Genomic DNA, 16,841 nt, shown 5'->3' with positions numbered 1-16,841 from the left:
TGAAATTCTTCATTTCGGAAGTTTTTATTCTGCATGAGTCGTTGAGATTCTTACACGATCTCGAATGAAAAGAAACAGCAGGACAAAAAAGACAACGACAGCTAAAAATCCAAACAGAGTATGGTAAGCAAATGCTTGGTAGATATAGGACGTAGCTAATAAAATCGCAGCAATCCACACTAGCCGAGTCTTGAGTTTGGATGTGCTGGAAAAATTTTTGAGTAAAATGAAAAATAACGCCATGTTAATGATCAGAGCAGCCACTAGAAAAGCCGTAACAATCATTTTATTTCTCCTCCTCTTCCTTTTGCACTTCTTGACGTTTTTTCCAGTTCGAAGGATTCAAATAGCGTTTAAATTTCTGAGCGACTTCTTTTCCAACAAATAAAGCGCCGACCCAAAAAACAATTTCAGCTGCGATGAGTGTACCAGCTGCAATGCTTGCTTTCATTCCAGTGGATAGCTCCAGGAAAGGAATAACGGGTAAAAATAGCCATAGTATCACGGAAAGTCCGATGAAGACGAGTCCTATTCTGTAGAGTGTTTTCGATTTCGGTGCGGATGGTGTTTCGTGTGAAGGTTCCATGTGAATCTCCTTTACTGCGTACGCTAGTTTCTGTCTTCATCATAAGCGGTACAAGGTGAAACTTCAATTGATTTTCGGGACATCTTCAACGGATAAAAGATGTGGTACGATACGTTTGGGACATATGTCCTTTCGTGACCTTCACGACTTCCTGTTTAATTAAAGAAAAACAATTGGAGCGAGCAGGATGAGAGGAATTATATTTTCCATATTAGGCGGATTATTTATTACATTACAAAGTGTTTTTAATGCGCGAATTAGTCAAGATATAGGAACGTGGCAAACAGCGATGATCACCCAGTTGACAGGATTTATCGCAGCGATATTATTACTGTTTTTATTAAAAGACAAAACGGCACGTCATTTATCAAAAGTAAAGCCACTATATTTAATCGGTGGCACATTCGGTGCGGTCGTCGTTTTCTCCAATATAATGGCTATCCATTACATCGGAGTAACATTAACCATCGCGGCGGTTTTAATCGCACAGCTAACGGTAACATTTATCATCGATAAGAATGGTTGGTTTGGTGTAAAAGCACAACGTATGGGAATCCCACAGACAATTGGAATTTTGCTAATGATTTCAGGCGTTGTGATTCTCAGCATGTAAGGGAGAAGATGAAGTGAAGCAATCGAACGAAGCTGAAAAAATAGAGACATATTTAAAACGGTTTCAACTTCATGCTATTTTCAATGAACAATTAATCCCTCGGTTATCGCTTCGTCAATTCGAAGTAGGAGAGAGGATATGTTCTCAAGGCGATGAGAGCGATTACTTATTTGTTTTAGTAAAAGGGAAAGTGAAAATATCGACGACTTCTCGAGAAGGGAAGAATTTGATTTTAGGTTTTAAAACACCTGTGGAAGTCATAGGCGACATCGAATATGTGCGCGGGACAACGATTTTGAACACAGTCGAAGCGGTGACAGCAGTTGAAATGCTTGTCGTCACAAGACGAGATGTCGATCAATTCGCAGGGGATGACCCGAATTTGTTGCGCTTTTTATTGCAGATTATCACGCAAAAATTTTACATCAAATCGAATGCGCTTAGTTTTAATTTAATGTATCCAGTAGAAGTAAGACTTGCGAGTTATTTGCTGTCCTCTGCGTTTGATGATGCTAATTCGAATGTTCATCAAGAGTTAAAGACATCGATTTTGCCAGACGCTGCGGATCTGATTGGAACGAGTTACCGACATGTTAATCGAGTGATACAACGATTTACGGAAGAAGGGATTATTCGTCGGGATAACGGAGTCATGACCATTCTAAACCGAAAAAAGCTGGAGCAGCTTGCGAACAATAATATTTATGAATGAAGAAAGTAGTGAGAGTAATGATTAGTGGCATATTTTTCGCGTTGATTGCAGGATCGCTAGTAGGTTTACAAAATATCTTTAACAATCAGGTCAACCAACGAGTGAGTTCTTGGACGACAACGACGCTTGTTTTAGGGTTAGGCTTTCTCGCATCCTTCATCATCGGCTTGTTTGTGGAAGGTGCTGGGATGTTTCATTTCCAAAACATGCACGTGGCGTATTGGTTCAGCGGCGTTATTGGTGTAGGGGTCGTGACGAGTATGGTACTCGGTTTACGGCATTTGGGGGCGACCTTTGCTATATCGATCGCTTTAGTTTCTCAGTTAATCTTCGGGCTCCTATGGGATACATTTGGGTGGCTTGGCCTTGAAAAAGTGCCACTCACTTGGCAACAAATCGTCGGAGTTTCTGTTATGATTTTGGGAGTGCTAATCTTTAAATTAGGTGGAATTAAATGGAGGCGGAAGGTCATTGTATAAGTATCAAACATTGTTATTTGATTTAGATGATACGTTACTCGATTTTGGAGCAGCGGAAAAAATGGCGTTTCGTTCATTGCTACAGTCTCAAAATGTAGAGCATTCCGATGAGAAGGAAGCGCGATACAAAGAAATCAATAAAGGACTTTGGAAAAAATTCGAAGAAGGTGCCTTAACTCGAAACGAAGTAATCCATACCCGGTTTGTGCAATTTTTCGGCGAACAGTCGATTGAAGTAGACGGGGTCGAGATGGATCGTCAATTTCGACATTTCCTAGAAGAAGGCAAATTCTTTGTGGAAGGTGCGGAAGAAGTGATTTCTACGTTGCACCATACACACGATTTGTATATTGTGACGAACGGCGTATCTACTACGCAAGCAAAACGATTAAAAGCAACAGGGTTACGTCCATATTTCACAACCGTATTTGTTTCCGAAGATACCGGTTTTCAAAAGCCGATGAAAGGATTCTTTGACTATGTGTTTGCGCGCATTCCAAACTTTGATTCAAGTCGAACTATCATTATTGGAGATTCCCTTTCTGCCGATATTCGTGGCGGGAATGATGCCGGAATCGCCACATGTTGGTTCAACCCTCGTGGACTGACGAATGAAACCGGCATTGAGCCTACATATGAAATTCGCCAGTTAGACGAATTGTATGCAATTGTTGGGGAGAATGAAAACGAATGAACAGAGCTGGCTCAAAAAGGAGCTAGCTCTTTTTTGTCGAATTAATACTGAAGGAGAAAGAATTTAGCAAGTTCACTACTAATTGGAGGGATTCGATGTTTAGCTTATTTGGAAAATTTGTAGCTGCCGAGGGAAAGAAAGAAGAACTGCAGTCAGTTTTACTAAATGCTGCAAATTCGATGCAGGAAGTTCCAACTTGTTTACAATACACCATTCATATTAACGAAGAGGAACCGCTTGCCATTTATGTGTTTGAGGTGTGGGAATCCGAAGTAGCACACCACGATTCACTGGAGCTCGATGCCACGAAGGCACTGATTCAGCAAGCGATGCCTTTAATTGCAGGGATGGATCGAATTAGTAAACTACAAGCAGTAGGCGGTAAAGGGCTATAAAATGAATTGCACGGATGAAAGAAGTTTTTGATGAGAAGAAAATTTTGGTCGATAGCTATAATATAGCTAAAAATGGAGGTCAGGATGGAATATTTTTATAATTTGTTCATTATCTTACTAGTTGTGATTGGTGTCGCATCTTTTACGATGTTCGTTAGAAGATTATTAATCAATTCAAGTGTGAAAAATCGTCGACTTGAAATGATCGAAATGAAACTTGATGAAATGAAAGAATTATTGCTAAAAGAACAATCGAAATAAGTTGGAATCGCAGGTATCTTCTTGCTTGCAAGTAATGTTTTTTTGAGGTGAGAGAATGATTTTTCTCTTTGTAAAATAATGACTGATCAGGTCGCGGTTAAAAATGCCACTTCTCCTTTCTTCTGCGACCTTACAGTGCATGATTCTTCACTTAATTCTGCTAATAAAGCTCGAGAGCAAAGGAGTGAAGTAGCTCAGCCATTTCATTTTCTGGTTCATCTTTCTTTAATTTAAAGTATGCGGCTGTCACAAATCGACGTACAGCAACTCGAGGATAGTAACTCTCCACAGTGGATTTGTTTTCTTCATATAATTGATCCGCTTTATGTTTTAACTCTTCTAGCCATTTTGTTATTTCAGAAGCAGTAAAGTGATTTTTTCCTAGTTCTAGAAATGCAAATGCTAATCGATCTTCTTCTTCATCCACATAGCCGGACGATAGTAGTAAAAATCGCTCGATACCTTCTAACAATTGTCTTTTCTGAGTATTCTTTACGAGTGGATGCATGGCTAACGACGCAATCATATCTGCACTGTGGGCCACAGCGTGTGCCCATCCTTTTTCTCCTACATATCCACGCGTATCTTTCTCTAATTGGATAGATAGTAATGCATCTTCTATTAATGGTAGGAGTACTTCCTCTTTTACGAGTGAACTTTTTGCATCGAAGTAGAAAATTAATGCTACGAGTAAACTCGAAAACGATCGAGTAAATACGTCATCAGAAGAGGAATAGTGAATGCCCTTTACAAGTAACTTTTCCTTCACGAGTCTCTCCACTATAAACTCTATTTGATCAGACGTGAGTAACCCTCTATCAAAAAAGTAATAAAACGAAGTGAAAATCAGTTTATCGCGTAAATAGGCATCGGTATTTCCGATATTCTCCATCATATTTTCTAATAACGGTTGCGAAATCTCGATTTCATTTGTTTCAATAAAATGTTCTAACGTCGCTTTTAATTTTTGCATGATTGCCCTCGTTTACTAAATTATTTATATTACGCTCTTTGGATTGAAAGAATCAGATCCGGATGGAAGTAAATCGAAAAAATGCCAAGGAGATGAATAATCCTCACCAGGTTCAAAAATTTCGTTTGCCACAAGGAATATTTCATTCTCCTCATTTTTAAAGAATGTTGAACAACCAGGAATGGACTGCGTATCATTTTTAAATCCCAGATCTTCTCTAAACGTACTATTTGTAGTAGAAACCATCCGAAACGGCCAATTGCGACTTAATGCGAACTCGCGTTGAACTTCTGAATGATCTGGAGAAGAGACAACAAATGATGCCTTTTTCGTTAAGTAAGGATAAACGCCGGAAAAACCATCTGTCCACATCGTACAGTACGCACACTGTTTCCCCATATTATGTATGACAATAAGTTCATTGCTCTCACCAAAAAGGTCTGATAATCGAATTTTTTTGTCATTCAATCCTTCAAATACATAATTTTGCACGGGAATATAAGGTTCTTCTTTTTTTAATTCCTTTAATTGTTTCTTTTTTTCTGCAATTTCCTTCTCCAATTCTTCCATTTCTTTCGATCTTTTTAACATGACATCATCACCCTTTTGTTGGTTTGTGCGACATATTCTCCTTTTGCAATAGGAATAACTTCTATTCATTACCAACATTCTCCTGCAAGTTTTGGGAAATGGAAGGAAATAACGCCTCTAATCCTGAATGTAACTGAAAAGAGAAAAGGAGAATGCACATGGCAAAATCAGACTTTATCGAAGGAAGTGACTTGCCAAAAGGCTTGTCTAAGCCTGCAATACGAGCACTAGTAAGCAAAAACTGGACTACGTTACATGAACTTTCTCAACATACTGAAGAAGAAGTGGCTGCTTTACATGGGATGGGACCTAAAGTGATGGGGGCGTTAAAAATTGCGTTACGAAAACAAGGTCTCGATTTTAGAGAGAAATAAAGGAAACTTTTTCCTGTGTTAATCGTATAACGGGCAAAGGGGGAATTGCACATGTTTGATCAGGATTTTGAAGATGCTAGCTTTTTCAGAAACATCTTATCTAAAAAATGGGTGGCCATTCCACTAATCCTTATCGTTATTGCTCTCTTCGCTTTTATTCCACCTAAAGTCATAGAGTCAACATCACTTGACTCTATGACCATCGATGAAGAGCTCAAAGCCGTCCATGATGTTAAGGCAATGGAAACGAGGCTTTTTAACGACATGGAGCGACCGCTCGTTCTTGGCTATGGACTGGAGTCTTATTCCAATGAAGACGGTGCTATTCACGCAGAGGTAAATGCATATACGATTTTTGGAATCACGTATGCAACGATTGAACAAATAAATGAAGGATACGTTGTACACTTTTTTGGGAAAAAGTAAAACCGGTGACAATAGACCTCACCGGTTTGGAAACATTAGGAAACATCCTCACTAAAATCTACTTCTAACAAATTGTCTGTCTCTATATACGATTTTAGATTGCTAAGGATAAATGGCCATCCATTGTTGTATCCACGAAACGTATAAGGATTTTCTTCATAGTCAGCACTCAATAACTTCTCGTGGTCAAGCGTTACTTTCGTAACGTCTCCCATTGAAGTGAGTGTTAGACTCACCACTGTTGGTTCCTCTCTATCAGAAGTATCAGAAGTGTTCGACCAACTGTGCACGAGCTTGCGGTTAGGTATGAGTTCGATAATTTCACCGAAATCAGTCACTTCACCTCGCAAATATTCGATGGACGAGCCAATATTCCAGTCGGAACGAATGGCCGTTCCAAAGAAATAACGTTCTGTATGCTCGCTTTTTGTCCAAGCTTCCCAAATTTTATCGGGAGAAGCTGCAATATATATATCATAGTGAAATGTCCGCACCTTGTTTCCTCCTTTGTATATATACTTTTTCGAGAGACACCTAAAAAACCCTTCAGAATGGAGAAAAAAAGATGAACAAATTATCCGTTTTTGTTACAGGACTTCTTTTGATTGGCGCTGGATTTTTTATTTTTGTTGAGACAATGTCATTAGTCCCAACTTTACTTCATCAAGATGGAGCGGGAACAGGATTCTATATTGGCTTTTTAGAGATAAATGATCACTTGTTGTTTTCAGAAATACCTCAAACAGTGAGCCTTTTTTCCGTAGCAAGCATCTTCCTAATTGTCCTTGGCACCATTTTATGGACCAAGCTCTACAATCAGCTCTCGAAATCAGTCTGAGTATTTTGGGAAATGGAAGGCACACTGCTTTTCATTCGAAAAACCATCACACCACTAATTGCGAATAAGATGGATGCGACGTAAAAAATGGAGCCAATGGTTAAAAAGTCGACCAAATAACCCGTTGCGATAATCGCGATTGCAGCAGCGATGGATGTCCACACATGATATGTTCCAATTTCCTTCCCAGCACTTTGTTTTTCCACAAGTCGTGCAAGGACGGTTTTTTCTGCATTTCGCTGGATGGCACCGAGGATACCCATGAAAATTTGCAAGAGATAGACGTGCCATATTTCAAAAGCAAGCGGTAAGAATAGTAAAATGACTGCCATTCCCCATGCATACGTGCCCAATAACACGCAATCGCCAAATTTATCTGCTACTTTTCCAATAACGGGATAGCTTAACGCTGCTGCCAATGTGAATAAACCATATGCCCATCCAAACTGAGCGTAGGAATCTCCAACGTTTCGAAGTAGGAGAATGTAAAATGGAAAGATCATACTTGTCGCAATGCCGACAATACTTTGGTAGCGAATAAAGGATGAATACGTCATTTCAAATACTCCTCATAAAATCGGTTTTGAAAAAGATTCTCTGGGTCGAAGCGTTTTTTCGTTTGTAAAAAGTCTTTGTAGGATGGATATGCCTGTTGAAATTGTGCTTTCGACGGATAGCCATAATACGGTAAATAATACGTTCCTCCATGGGAAAGTGTAACATCAATCATTGCTTGGACAGCTTCCTGCGTTTCGACAATACTTTCCTCATCCGTTCCTTGGTTTAGCAAAATGACTAATGCAAACATATCCTCTTTTGCATAGGAAAGTGTTGCTTCCTCATTTTCTTTCACGTACCGTACGGTAATATTCAGCATGTTCAACTCTGGATAGTCTTCCAGCGTTTCTCTTAAATCATCGATATAGTCCCCATATGCATCTATTGGAACAAAATACTCCTGCAGCACTTCGGTTTTCTTCGCGGAATCCATTTCCATAAAGATAGAGTCCGAACGCATACTGTTGTTGCGGGAAATGAAGTCTCCATCCGTCTTTTCGGTATAGGTTTTCTGCGTAGCCCAAAACAAATTTTTCCCACGGTCGCTCATTCTAGCTAGCCCTAAAAAGAGTTTTGGAATCGCGATTATCTTCTCACGCGAAAGCTTGCTGTAATTCGATAATTTCGATTGATCTTCTGCCAAATAATAATCGGTTGCATACATCTCGGTTAAAAATGAATCAGGTGCTGTCGAAATTCGTGCCATGTGCATTTGAACGTCGGAATTACCTAGCACATCCTCTTTAAAATAGGTGCTATAAGTTTGATTGTCCATTTCTTGGGTTTTCATTTCATAGAGCACATCTTTTGTCAGGCGTAATGTCACATCCAAAATAACGCCGACTAAACCATATCCACCAATTGCACTGTAGAACAATTCACTGTTTTCACTCCGGGAGACATCTAAAATAGATCCATCCGCGGTTAATAAGCGAAATGACTCCACGGAGTCAATAAGAGAATTGAAGGCGATATCCCGACCATGAACGTTCACACTGAGGGAGCCACCAACCGTGAAAATATTTTGTGACTGTGTAACTTGTAAAGCAAGTCCGTAAGGTTGTATGTATGCTTGAATATCGTTCCAAGTTGCGCCGCTTTGAACGGTAATTTGCTTGGATTCTTTATCTAAGTCGAGAATATCGTTATATCCTTTCATATCTAACTGAATCCCGTTGGGATACAAGGTTTGACCACCTTGACTGTGTTGCATGCCGGCAATCGAGATGGGAGTGTGTGATTTGGCAGCATCATGCACAATTTTTTGCAATGCTTGGTCGCTTGTCGCATCTGTCACGACCTTCATTTGCGTAGGTAGTAAAAGTGCATAATCATTTTCTTCCATGATTTCTAGCCCTTTTTGGTAATGAAAAAAAGTGAAGGCAAACAACGTAAGATAAGCGAGAATTATGAGGACGGATTTCTTCATAAAAATCGCTTCCGAATTTCTGGTGTAGGAACGAAGCAAGCTTTTCTTTTCCCAAACCATTTATAACGATTTTTGGCAATGAAACGATAAACGCCATCTCGGAATAATTTCGGGAAAAACCGAAGTGAATATCCCAAGACCCATGGGAAATGAAGATGACGTGCAATGTTTAGGGCCGCATCCGATTCAACGTAAATTGTCTTACCTTCTATGTACACAAGACTATCCGGCAATTTCGTGATAACAAACTCTGCCAATAGTCTTTTAGCAACGTCACTTTGTAACGACGCCAATTGAAAATCCTCGTCCTTTTCATGCTTCAAAATGAACTGCACACTTCCGCTACAAAAGTTACACATCCCATCGAACAAAATCACACGTCTCATATCGCCCATCCTCATTCATGAATTGATACTAAGTATAACGGAAAACAAACGGAAAAGTTCGAGGGGAAAAATAGACCCGCGATAAAAAAGGAAGTAGTAGAGGGTAAGAAAATGATCGAGATCATAAAAAATGGAGAAGAGACGAATAGAACCTCAAAACTGACGAATAGAACGGCAAAAGTGACGAATAGATCCTAAAAACTGACGAATAGAATCACAAAAGTGACGAATAGAAACCTCAGAGCCATTCCGCAGCTTGATTCTTGGCTATAATTTGGATATATTTTGTTAATTAAATGATAGCTGCACGATAGAACGTAAAAGTTGCACGATAGGACTCAAAAGTTGCACGATAGGAATCAAAAGATGCACGATAGGATTTCCCGAATAAACAAATCACGTTATCTATCAGTGATAAGTGTCCGATAGATGTACTTCACAACCTGAAAAGTGACTGCAAGCCACGAGTTATCAAAAGTCTTGCAATACCACGATCTTTGCATGACATACTCACCAGTCACGCAATAAAAAAATCCAAGCATCTCGATTTCTCGAGATGCTTGGATGTCACTTACGAAACACTATTTGCTTGTAGTTGCGGCACGATACATCGTCCACGTCCAAACGGGATGCAGTGCGGTGTACCAAACATAGGATCTTTGGAAACTTGGCATTCCATTCCGAAGACGGAACGAACTAAATCACATGTGATGATTTTTTCTGGCGTTCCTTGATCGTGCACTTTGCCGTCTTTAATTGCAACCATGTTATGCGCGTAGCGAGATGCCAGATTTAAGTCATGTAAAACCATGACAATCGTTCTTCCCTGCATTTCATTTAATTCAAATAGTAAATCTAAAATTTCGATTTGGTGTGTCATGTCTAAGTAAGTTGTTGGTTCGTCAAGTAAAATCACGTCGGTATCTTGAGCGAGTGTCATCGCAATCCATGCACGTTGACGTTGCCCTCCAGATAGAGTGTCGACTGGTTGATCTTTTAAATGGGTAATACGTGTCGCTTCCATCGCAGCATCTACTTTTGCTGCATCTTCAGCAGACCATCGTTTTAACCACGTTTGGTGCGGATAGCGTCCTTGTTTAACCAACTCGTGCACTGTCAATCCTTCTGGTGAAACGGGTGACTGAGGAAGGATTCCCATTTTCTTCGCGATTTCTCGAGAAGACATTTGATGAATTTCTTTTCCTTCTAATAAAATCGAACCTTCGGATGGTTTTAATAAGCGTGCAATGGAGCGTAAAAGCGTTGACTTCCCACAACCGTTGCTACCAACAAAGACGGTGATTTCACCTTTAGGTATGTTCAATTGTAAGTTTTCAAATAAGAGTTTTTCACTATATCCTATTGAAAGTTCTTTTGCTTCGATTGCTGTACTCATTTTCACTAACCACCTAACTGATAAACTTTCTCATTACTAGTATCATAACATACATTTCGTTGTATTGAGAATGATTTTCATCAATTCCACCGAAAGTTTTACAAATATGTGTCATTCTTTTTTTGTAATAGTGTCTTTAAATGAGGCTTACTTTCTTTCGAAGTTAAAATATATAAAAAATCTCCAGCCTCTAAAATGGTATCTCCTCCAGGGGTTATTAACTCATCATTTCGAATGACCGCATTTACTAATGACCCAGATGGAAACGGAATATCAGAAAGCGACTGGCCGACAATCAACGTATCCTCTCGTAGTTCATACTCCACGATTTGGGCATCCGTCTTTCCGAGTGATACTAATTCTAATGAATGCATGGGAACGTTCTTTTGTTCTCCCATTAACCCTAATTTACTGGCTAGTAGAGTAACAGTAGAACCTTGTATCGTCGCACTTATTAACACCACGAAGAAAACGACATTAAAAATCATTTGGTTATTCTCAATTCCAGCTAATAGTGGAAACGTTGCGAGCACAATTGGTACCGCACCTTTTAAACCAGCCCATGACAGGAAAATCTTTTCATTCATCGTATAATCCATCTTCCAAGTGGAGACGAAAACCGCAATAGGTCGTGCAACTACCACCAAAATGATGGTAATTAAAAGACCACTCGAAATGAGTTTCCACTGGAAAAGTTGAGAAGGGAAAACGAGCAATCCAAGCATGACAAACATGGCAATTTGCATCATCCATGCAAAGCCTTCGGAGAAATGAAAGATGGAATGGCGATGCACAATATCGGCATTACCAATCATAATCGCTGCTATGTACACCGCTAGCAATCCGCTTCCATTTAGAAAATCGGTTAAGCCGAATGTAAGCAATGCAAATGCAGTGGCGAAAACAGGGTACAGTCCACTGGAATCGAGTTGAAGTTTGTTAAGTGCGAAAATCGCAATTTTCCCCATGAGTAAACCTAGTAAAGCACCTAGCCCCATTTGTAGAAAGAAAGAAGCGATTAATCGCCAAATGCTCTCATCCGGAACCGTAATTAGTTGAATAAACGAAATGGTAAGGAAGACTGCCATTGGATCATTCGAACCGGATTCCGCTTCTAGGGTTGCTCCAAGCTTTGGTCGAATATTTTGCCCTTTTAAAACGGCAAATACTGCTGCGGCATCTGTCGAACCGACAATGGATCCGAACAATGCAGCTTCTTTCCAATCAATATCGATGATATATTTGACGGCTACGGTCACAATCGCGGAGGTGATTAATACACCAATTGTAGCGAGCGAAAGAGAAGGCGCAATGACAGGCTTCATTGTGGACCAGTTGGTTTGAATGCCCCCTTCAAACAAAATAATAACGAGTGCGGTAATCCCGATAAGCTGTGCTACGAGTGCATTGTCAAAGTAGATTATTCCTAAAACATCGCTACCCATCGTGATGCCGACGAGTAAAAAGAGGATGAGCGTTGGAACGCCTAAACGCGAGGAGAATTTTGTCGTAATAACGCCGGCAATAAAAAGAATTCCTGCCAGCAATATAAACGTATCTGTTTCAATTGCAAGATTCATTGGCATACGTCCTTTCAGAAGGAATGGATGCTATAAGTATACATGAAATCGGTCATCCTCTTGAGTGATAAGGTCGGAAATAGACGAGTTAACGCGAGACACTCTAAAGAAGGAAAATGATGCTTTTTTAGAGAATACAACCAGTGAGGTGATCATTTATGAAAGCATTTGTTGCAGCAATAATGACGGGGTTATTTGTCGCAATCGTGGATGTCGCGATGGGAAACGGATTTACGTGGGATTTCATTCCTGCGGCAATCGGCGCATTTATCGCTATTTACCTTATTGACCATCGGGTATTTCAAAAGGTTCCTGAAAAATAAAAAACAGGCAATTTCTCGCCTGTTGTCGGTGTGTATTAAAGGTTAAATCGTCGGCTTATTTCAGTGACGATCTTTTTCTTGCGAGAATAAGACACATACATCACGAAGAAGAGGACACCACTTAGTAAACGAAGCAATGCATTAATGTGCATCGCTAGTTCTACCCCTAACAGTTCAAGTAACAAAATTCCTACTTGCGGAGCAATGAAAGCCATAGCAGAGAGTAAGACATTATATGTCGTGATGCAATACGTTCGTTTGTCGCTCGGAGAATGTTCAAGTAACATATTAAAAAGTATAAGAACGACTCCGGATAAGAAGAAGCCTGAAATTGTTTGGACTATTAACAACGCAAATAAGTTCGTTGTAAGAACAGTTAAGAAAGGAGTAGTCGCCATTCCAATGGCAACCACAACAAATACTAAAACATTTGAGTGTTTGTCTGCCCACTTTTTCCACAGCGGAAAGGTAACAATTTGCATACTCATATTTCCGGCAGCAAACATGCTAATCCAAAAGATCGTCGCCTCCGCATATCTAACATGATAAATGTTGAAAATTCCCCACGCCATCTGCCACGCAAAGTTAAAAAACAGCGCTGCGACTAAAAACCATCGGTAGCCGATATCTTGGAAGATTGACCAATCCATTAACTTTCTTTGGGCAACAATTCCTTCGGTAGATAGTGTTTCTTCTTTGTGCCGGAAAATGAAATACCCTTCTAATAATCCAAAACACAACGCGATAAAAAATAACACTTGATAGGATAACACGCTTTTCGTAGCATCACGAAGTACCACTCCAACGACGACGGTTGATACCATCCCAATGATGGTAAGAAGTCTATTTCGGTCACTAAAAAACTGCCCCCGTCTGGATTCGTCGATCAATCCACTGATTAACGTTTGCCAACCTATTGTCGCAATCGTTGTTGGAACATTCATCAAAGCGATGACAGCTAAAAATACCCACGCTTGCCATTCACTTGGTAAATATACAATAAAAATAATGAGGAAAAACAAGGAACGAGCGGCGATGATGGAATAGCCGACAAGTTCTTTGTGGGTATGTGCTTTATTCAGCCAAATAGCGGCTGGTATTGTCATGAGCAACGCAATTAAAGGTGGAAGGGAGCTAATGAGCCCTACTTGATAGTTGGTCGCTCCTAAAATGGTGATGGCGAAAATGGGAAAAAACGTGTTCGCGACGTTCATTGCCATGATGCTAGCCATACCATTATAAATACTTATTTTTTCATTGTAAGTTCGCATAATGATCCTCGTGGTGTGGAGTTTGATAGATGAAATTATATACCTTTCTTCGACATACACAATAGGTTTTCGGAAAATAATTCGGAAATAGGAATATTCGACTGGAGAATAAAAAAAGTCTCCGCAACTGAATGCGGAGACACCTACTTATTTCACAACGAGAACGGGGCATTCCGCTCGTTTAATGACTTTATGACTGACACTTCCAAGTACCATTTCTTGTAAAGAATTTAATCCACGACTACCGATGATCAGTAAGTCGAAATGGTGCTTGTTTGCAAACTCGACGATGGTTGGTCCCGGAGTACCGTGAAGAATCTCTACTTTGTACGCCGTAATATTTTCTTGGAAAAACTGTTCTACTGGCTGCAATCGTTTTCTTCTTGTCATATCCAAGTCGACGGAGCTTGACGAGTGTAAAACATCGTATTTGGCATGTTCGAAATCAGCAACATACAAAATGGTGACAGAAGCAGTCGAATCGAAAGCAGCAATTTTTTGTGCTTCTTGCGCAGCACGCATGGAATGTTCGGAGCCATCGACTGCGAGTAAAATCTCATGAAACATGGTGATACCCCCTTAGTGAATTGGTACTTTGGAAGAAGAATCAGTGAAAATCGCGAGCTTATCGACAAGTTTTTTGGAACCAGCGTCCAAGCCAACAAGTTCGACATCATTTCCGTTTTCTTTCAATTTCAAGATCACTTTATCAATTGCGCCAACACCTGAATCATCCCAGATGTGGGAATCAGACATATCAATTTCAATTGTTTCATTCACAGCAGCGTAGTCAAATGCATCCACAAATCCTTCCACAGATGCAAAGAACAATTGACCATCTACTTTGTAGCAAATGATCGAATTTTCTACGTGCTTCGCCACTTTTACCTTTGAAATTTTTGCCACAAAGAAAAGTGCGCTAAGAATAACTCCGGCAATTACACCTTTTGAAAGGTCATGTGTATACACAACGATTCCTACAGTCGCAACCATCACGATAGCATCTGTCCAAGGTGCTTTACGCAAGTACTTGAACGATCCCCAGTCAAACGTTCCAATCGAAACCATAATCATAATTCCAACTAAAGCAGGCATTGGAATCTTTACGACGATATCGCCAAGAACGAGGATTAAGAACATGAGAAATGCGCCTGCAATAAACGTAGAAAGACGTCCTCTGCCGCCAGATTTCACATTAATGACGGATTGTCCAATCATTGCACAACCTGCCATCCCTCCAAAAAATCCAGTGATAAAGTTCGCAATACCTTGACCACGAGCTTCTTTGTTTTTATTACTTGAAGTGGCCGTCATATCGTCTACGATTGTCGACGTCAGAAGTGTTTCCACTAATCCGACAATGGAAAGGGCAATCGAATATGGCAAGATAATCGTGAGCGTTTCCCAGTTGAATGGTACGTTTGGAATGAAAAACTCTGGGAAAGAACGCGTAATCGTTCCTAAATCACCTACTGTACGAAGCTCGAATCCTCCGTAAATAGCTGCAATCGTTAACACAACAATCGCAATCAGTGGTGCAGGAATTACTTTGATAAATCTTGGCAAGATATACACAATCGCAAGCGTAATCGCGACAAACACATACGTCATCGTAGATATGCCGATAAAATGTGGAACTTGTGCCATGAAAATCAGGATCGCAAGTGCATTGACGAAACCAATCATCACAGCTCTTGGGATAAACTTCATTAGCTTCGCTACTTTTAATACACCAAACAAAAGTTGGAATATTCCCGTTAATATTGTAGCTGCCAATAAGTAATCTAATCCGTACTCACGAACTAGCGGTACCATAACCAATGCCATTGCACCAGTTGCAGCCGAAATCATCGCCGGACGTCCACCAACAAATGAAATAATCACTGCGATTAAAAACGAGGCATATAACCCAACCATGGGGTCAACACCAGCAATGATTGAAAAGGCAATAGCTTCTGGAATGAGCGCCAAAGCTACGACAATTCCTGATAGGATGTCCCCTCGAACATTGGAAAACCATTCTTTTTTTAGTTGTTCAATCAATACAATACTTCCTTTTTTATTCTGAATTTCTTAAACGGTCTTCAGTATAGCACAGGTATCAAATCACTTAAATAGTTCTCAGCACGTTGTCGAAGCACTTCCACGGTTAAGTCTAATTTGCCAAGATCGATCCATCCTTGATAAACATCGAACTCCTCATCGACAAAATCGAAAAATGCCCTCAGGTCAAAATACACATCATAAGCTTGTGTGGATGTCTTCATGTAATAAGCAAGAAAATCATTGGCAGTTTCAACGCCATATAAGACGGCTAAATTCATTCGGCAATGTCCTACATCTGCATATGCAGGACCGATACACGCATTGACCCAATCGACAACACCTGAAATGCTGTCTCCTTCCCACAAAATATTCGTCGGATGATAGTCGCGGTGAATGAAAGTCGGTATGTAAGTGGGAGTGGACGTTTTTAATAAATGAATGGCATCCTCCCAAAGTGTTCTATTTTGCACCCAGCTCGGAATCGTAATGGACGAAATCGATGTATAGGCTTCGTATTCCCACAGGAAATGTGGCGGAATCTCGGTTGCATGTATAGTAAGTAAAGTTTCCGAAAGTTCTCTTAGAAGAGAAGCGTGTAAATCCAAATCTAAACGAACCCTCCCTGGTAAATGCGTCATCGAGAGCATATGGGTATCTTTATTCATCGCGATAAATGTGGGTGTTGGAACAGTGGAAGAGACCATTACATCTAAACTCGCTCTTTCATGCTGGATCAAATCGGGCTCTTGTTCTAGCCATTTCGTATCGGTAATTTCTCTCACCACGAGCGGTTCACTCTTTTGGAAATAAACCACCGAAATCTTTGATGATATTCCACCTTTTAAGGAGGAGTGAGAAACGACTGTATCATTCGTTACACTTTCTAACCATTTGTACATTGGATCACCTC

The 16,841-nt window shown here is 40.2% G+C and carries 24 protein-coding genes; 10 read left to right on the top strand and 14 right to left on the bottom strand.

All coding sequences use genetic code 11. The annotated features are described in order from the left end of the window. Positions 1–24: 24 nt before the first annotated feature. Positions 25–285, bottom strand: a complete 261-nt coding sequence (locus D3873_RS11940; protein WP_119884224.1) for a hypothetical protein — start codon at positions 283–285, stop codon at positions 25–27. Between the two features lies 1 nt (position 286). Further along, on the bottom strand, positions 287–586 hold the full coding sequence (locus D3873_RS11935) for a transporter suffix domain-containing protein (RefSeq protein WP_119884223.1): 300 nt from the start codon (positions 584–586) through the stop codon (positions 287–289). A gap of 187 nt (positions 587–773) precedes the next feature. On the opposite strand from D3873_RS11935, the gene D3873_RS11930 reads away from it, so the two are divergent. The 6 genes from D3873_RS11930 to D3873_RS11905 all read left to right on the top strand — a co-directional run bounded on the left by D3873_RS11930 (position 774) and on the right by D3873_RS11905 (position 3,740). Further along, positions 774–1,199 (top strand): DMT family transporter, encoded by a 426-nt coding sequence (locus D3873_RS11930; protein WP_119884222.1) that lies wholly within the window; start codon positions 774–776, stop codon positions 1,197–1,199. 13 nt (positions 1,200–1,212) lie between these two features. Further along, positions 1,213–1,911, top strand: a complete 699-nt coding sequence (locus D3873_RS11925; protein WP_119884221.1) for a Crp/Fnr family transcriptional regulator — start codon at positions 1,213–1,215, stop codon at positions 1,909–1,911. Between the two features lie 17 nt (positions 1,912–1,928). Further along, complete coding sequence (locus D3873_RS11920; protein ID WP_119884554.1) at positions 1,929–2,390, top strand: DMT family transporter; 462 nt, start codon at positions 1,929–1,931, stop codon at positions 2,388–2,390. Further along, positions 2,383–3,084 carry a YjjG family noncanonical pyrimidine nucleotidase gene (locus tag D3873_RS11915; RefSeq protein ID WP_119884220.1) on the top strand — a complete coding sequence of 234 codons (702 nt, stop codon included), beginning with the start codon at positions 2,383–2,385 and terminating at the stop codon, positions 3,082–3,084. Before D3873_RS11920 ends, D3873_RS11915 begins: the two co-directional genes overlap by 8 nt. Positions 3,085–3,179: 95 nt before the next feature. After that, a complete protein-coding gene (locus D3873_RS11910) occupies positions 3,180–3,479 on the top strand; it encodes a putative quinol monooxygenase (protein ID WP_119884219.1) in 300 nt (99 codons plus the stop codon). Between the two features lie 84 nt (positions 3,480–3,563). After that, positions 3,564–3,740: a DUF4083 family protein gene (locus D3873_RS11905; RefSeq protein ID WP_119884218.1), complete on the top strand. Its 177-nt coding sequence runs from the start codon at positions 3,564–3,566 to the stop codon at positions 3,738–3,740. Between the two features lie 160 nt (positions 3,741–3,900). On the opposite strand, the gene D3873_RS11900 is transcribed toward D3873_RS11905, so the two are convergent. Beyond that, on the bottom strand, positions 3,901–4,713 hold the full coding sequence (locus D3873_RS11900; RefSeq protein WP_119884217.1) for a DUF2785 domain-containing protein: 813 nt from the start codon (positions 4,711–4,713) through the stop codon (positions 3,901–3,903). Positions 4,714–4,737: 24 nt separating this feature from the next. After that, the gene (locus D3873_RS11895; RefSeq protein WP_162920197.1) at positions 4,738–5,304 is read right to left on the bottom strand and encodes a DUF899 family protein; all 567 of its coding nucleotides are present in this window, start codon (positions 5,302–5,304) and stop codon (positions 4,738–4,740) included. A gap of 158 nt (positions 5,305–5,462) precedes the next feature. Here D3873_RS11895 and D3873_RS11890 point away from each other — a divergent pair, with 158 nt between their 5' ends. Together D3873_RS11890 and D3873_RS11885 are read left to right on the top strand one after the other, a co-directional pair. Then, positions 5,463–5,678: a helix-hairpin-helix domain-containing protein gene (locus tag D3873_RS11890; RefSeq protein WP_119884215.1), complete on the top strand. Its 216-nt coding sequence runs from the start codon at positions 5,463–5,465 to the stop codon at positions 5,676–5,678. A 51-nt stretch (positions 5,679–5,729) separates the two neighbouring features. Next, positions 5,730–6,104, top strand: a complete 375-nt coding sequence (locus tag D3873_RS11885; RefSeq protein ID WP_119884214.1) for a hypothetical protein — start codon at positions 5,730–5,732, stop codon at positions 6,102–6,104. Positions 6,105–6,139: 35 nt separating this feature from the next. Here the strand turns inward: D3873_RS11885 and D3873_RS11880 are convergent, their stop codons facing one another. After that, positions 6,140–6,598: an SRPBCC domain-containing protein gene (locus tag D3873_RS11880; protein ID WP_162920196.1), complete on the bottom strand. Its 459-nt coding sequence runs from the start codon at positions 6,596–6,598 to the stop codon at positions 6,140–6,142. Between the two features lie 71 nt (positions 6,599–6,669). On the opposite strand from D3873_RS11880, the gene D3873_RS11875 reads away from it, so the two are divergent. Continuing rightward, complete coding sequence (locus D3873_RS11875) at positions 6,670–6,942, top strand: hypothetical protein (RefSeq protein ID WP_119884212.1); 273 nt, start codon at positions 6,670–6,672, stop codon at positions 6,940–6,942. Here D3873_RS11875 and D3873_RS11870 read toward each other — a convergent pair. The 5 genes from D3873_RS11870 to D3873_RS11850 all read right to left on the bottom strand — a co-directional run bounded on the left by D3873_RS11870 (position 6,921) and on the right by D3873_RS11850 (position 12,291). Then, positions 6,921–7,499: an MFS transporter gene (locus D3873_RS11870; protein WP_119884211.1), complete on the bottom strand. Its 579-nt coding sequence runs from the start codon at positions 7,497–7,499 to the stop codon at positions 6,921–6,923. The genes D3873_RS11875 and D3873_RS11870 overlap by 22 nt on opposite strands. Further along, complete coding sequence (locus D3873_RS11865) at positions 7,496–8,929, bottom strand: FAD-binding oxidoreductase (RefSeq protein WP_119884210.1); 1,434 nt, start codon at positions 8,927–8,929, stop codon at positions 7,496–7,498. Before D3873_RS11865 ends, D3873_RS11870 begins: the two co-directional genes overlap by 4 nt. Further along, positions 8,926–9,315: a thiol-disulfide oxidoreductase DCC family protein gene (locus tag D3873_RS11860; RefSeq protein ID WP_119884209.1), complete on the bottom strand. Its 390-nt coding sequence runs from the start codon at positions 9,313–9,315 to the stop codon at positions 8,926–8,928. The genes D3873_RS11865 and D3873_RS11860 overlap by 4 nt, the downstream gene beginning before the upstream one ends. Positions 9,316–9,886: 571 nt before the next feature. After that, on the bottom strand, positions 9,887–10,711 hold the full coding sequence (locus D3873_RS11855; protein WP_119884208.1) for an ABC transporter ATP-binding protein: 825 nt from the start codon (positions 10,709–10,711) through the stop codon (positions 9,887–9,889). 98 nt (positions 10,712–10,809) lie between these two features. Further along, positions 10,810–12,291 (bottom strand): potassium/proton antiporter, encoded by a 1,482-nt coding sequence (locus tag D3873_RS11850; protein ID WP_119884207.1) that lies wholly within the window; start codon positions 12,289–12,291, stop codon positions 10,810–10,812. Positions 12,292–12,449: 158 nt separating this feature from the next. On the opposite strand from D3873_RS11850, the gene D3873_RS13485 reads away from it, so the two are divergent. After that, positions 12,450–12,614, top strand: a complete 165-nt coding sequence (locus D3873_RS13485; protein ID WP_162920195.1) for a hypothetical protein — start codon at positions 12,450–12,452, stop codon at positions 12,612–12,614. Between the two features lie 35 nt (positions 12,615–12,649). Here D3873_RS13485 and D3873_RS11845 read toward each other — a convergent pair whose 3' ends face one another. From D3873_RS11845 to D3873_RS11830, 4 genes are all read right to left on the bottom strand, one after another. Next, on the bottom strand, positions 12,650–13,885 hold the full coding sequence (locus D3873_RS11845; protein ID WP_119884206.1) for an MFS transporter: 1,236 nt from the start codon (positions 13,883–13,885) through the stop codon (positions 12,650–12,652). Positions 13,886–14,032: 147 nt separating this feature from the next. Further along, entirely contained in the window at positions 14,033–14,452 is a 420-nt protein-coding gene (locus D3873_RS11840) for a universal stress protein (RefSeq protein WP_119884205.1), read from the bottom strand. Positions 14,453–14,464: 12 nt separating this feature from the next. After that, positions 14,465–15,928 (bottom strand): SulP family inorganic anion transporter, encoded by a 1,464-nt coding sequence (locus tag D3873_RS11835; RefSeq protein ID WP_119884204.1) that lies wholly within the window; start codon positions 15,926–15,928, stop codon positions 14,465–14,467. Positions 15,929–15,969: 41 nt separating this feature from the next. Beyond that, a complete protein-coding gene (locus D3873_RS11830; protein WP_119884203.1) occupies positions 15,970–16,830 on the bottom strand; it encodes a phosphotransferase family protein in 861 nt (286 codons plus the stop codon). Between the last annotated feature and the right edge of the window lie 11 nt (positions 16,831–16,841).

The organism is Paenisporosarcina cavernae (assembly GCF_003595195.1).
Lineage (GTDB): Bacteria > Bacillota > Bacilli > Bacillales_A > Planococcaceae > Paenisporosarcina > Paenisporosarcina cavernae.
This window is presented reverse-complemented; position numbering and strand designations above follow the sequence as displayed.

What these genes read in the sequence shown, in the direction of transcription:
- D3873_RS11940 (WP_119884224.1), bottom strand. Translation starts at nt 285, where the DNA reads ATGATTGTTACGGCTTTTCTAGTGGCTGCTCTGATCATTAACATGGCG.
- D3873_RS11935 (WP_119884223.1), bottom strand. Translation starts at nt 586, where the DNA reads ATGGAACCTTCACACGAAACACCATCCGCACCGAAATCGAAAACACTC.
- D3873_RS11930 (WP_119884222.1), top strand. Translation starts at nt 774, where the DNA reads ATGAGAGGAATTATATTTTCCATATTAGGCGGATTATTTATTACATTA.
- D3873_RS11920 (WP_119884554.1), top strand. Translation starts at nt 1,929, where the DNA reads ATGATTAGTGGCATATTTTTCGCGTTGATTGCAGGATCGCTAGTAGGT.
- D3873_RS11910 (WP_119884219.1), top strand. Translation starts at nt 3,180, where the DNA reads ATGTTTAGCTTATTTGGAAAATTTGTAGCTGCCGAGGGAAAGAAAGAA.
- D3873_RS11905 (WP_119884218.1), top strand. Translation starts at nt 3,564, where the DNA reads ATGGAATATTTTTATAATTTGTTCATTATCTTACTAGTTGTGATTGGT.
- D3873_RS11900 (WP_119884217.1), bottom strand. Translation starts at nt 4,713, where the DNA reads ATGCAAAAATTAAAAGCGACGTTAGAACATTTTATTGAAACAAATGAA.
- D3873_RS11895 (WP_162920197.1), bottom strand. Translation starts at nt 5,304, where the DNA reads ATGTTAAAAAGATCGAAAGAAATGGAAGAATTGGAGAAGGAAATTGCA.
- D3873_RS11890 (WP_119884215.1), top strand. Translation starts at nt 5,463, where the DNA reads ATGGCAAAATCAGACTTTATCGAAGGAAGTGACTTGCCAAAAGGCTTG.
- D3873_RS11885 (WP_119884214.1), top strand. Translation starts at nt 5,730, where the DNA reads ATGTTTGATCAGGATTTTGAAGATGCTAGCTTTTTCAGAAACATCTTA.
- D3873_RS11875 (WP_119884212.1), top strand. Translation starts at nt 6,670, where the DNA reads ATGAACAAATTATCCGTTTTTGTTACAGGACTTCTTTTGATTGGCGCT.
- D3873_RS11870 (WP_119884211.1), bottom strand. Translation starts at nt 7,499, where the DNA reads ATGACGTATTCATCCTTTATTCGCTACCAAAGTATTGTCGGCATTGCG.
- D3873_RS11865 (WP_119884210.1), bottom strand. Translation starts at nt 8,929, where the DNA reads ATGAAGAAATCCGTCCTCATAATTCTCGCTTATCTTACGTTGTTTGCC.
- D3873_RS11860 (WP_119884209.1), bottom strand. Translation starts at nt 9,315, where the DNA reads ATGAGACGTGTGATTTTGTTCGATGGGATGTGTAACTTTTGTAGCGGA.
- D3873_RS11855 (WP_119884208.1), bottom strand. Translation starts at nt 10,711, where the DNA reads ATGAGTACAGCAATCGAAGCAAAAGAACTTTCAATAGGATATAGTGAA.
- D3873_RS11850 (WP_119884207.1), bottom strand. Translation starts at nt 12,291, where the DNA reads ATGAATCTTGCAATTGAAACAGATACGTTTATATTGCTGGCAGGAATT.
- D3873_RS13485 (WP_162920195.1), top strand. Translation starts at nt 12,450, where the DNA reads ATGAAAGCATTTGTTGCAGCAATAATGACGGGGTTATTTGTCGCAATC.
- D3873_RS11845 (WP_119884206.1), bottom strand. Translation starts at nt 13,885, where the DNA reads ATGCGAACTTACAATGAAAAAATAAGTATTTATAATGGTATGGCTAGC.
- D3873_RS11840 (WP_119884205.1), bottom strand. Translation starts at nt 14,452, where the DNA reads ATGTTTCATGAGATTTTACTCGCAGTCGATGGCTCCGAACATTCCATG.
- D3873_RS11830 (WP_119884203.1), bottom strand. Translation starts at nt 16,830, where the DNA reads ATGTACAAATGGTTAGAAAGTGTAACGAATGATACAGTCGTTTCTCAC.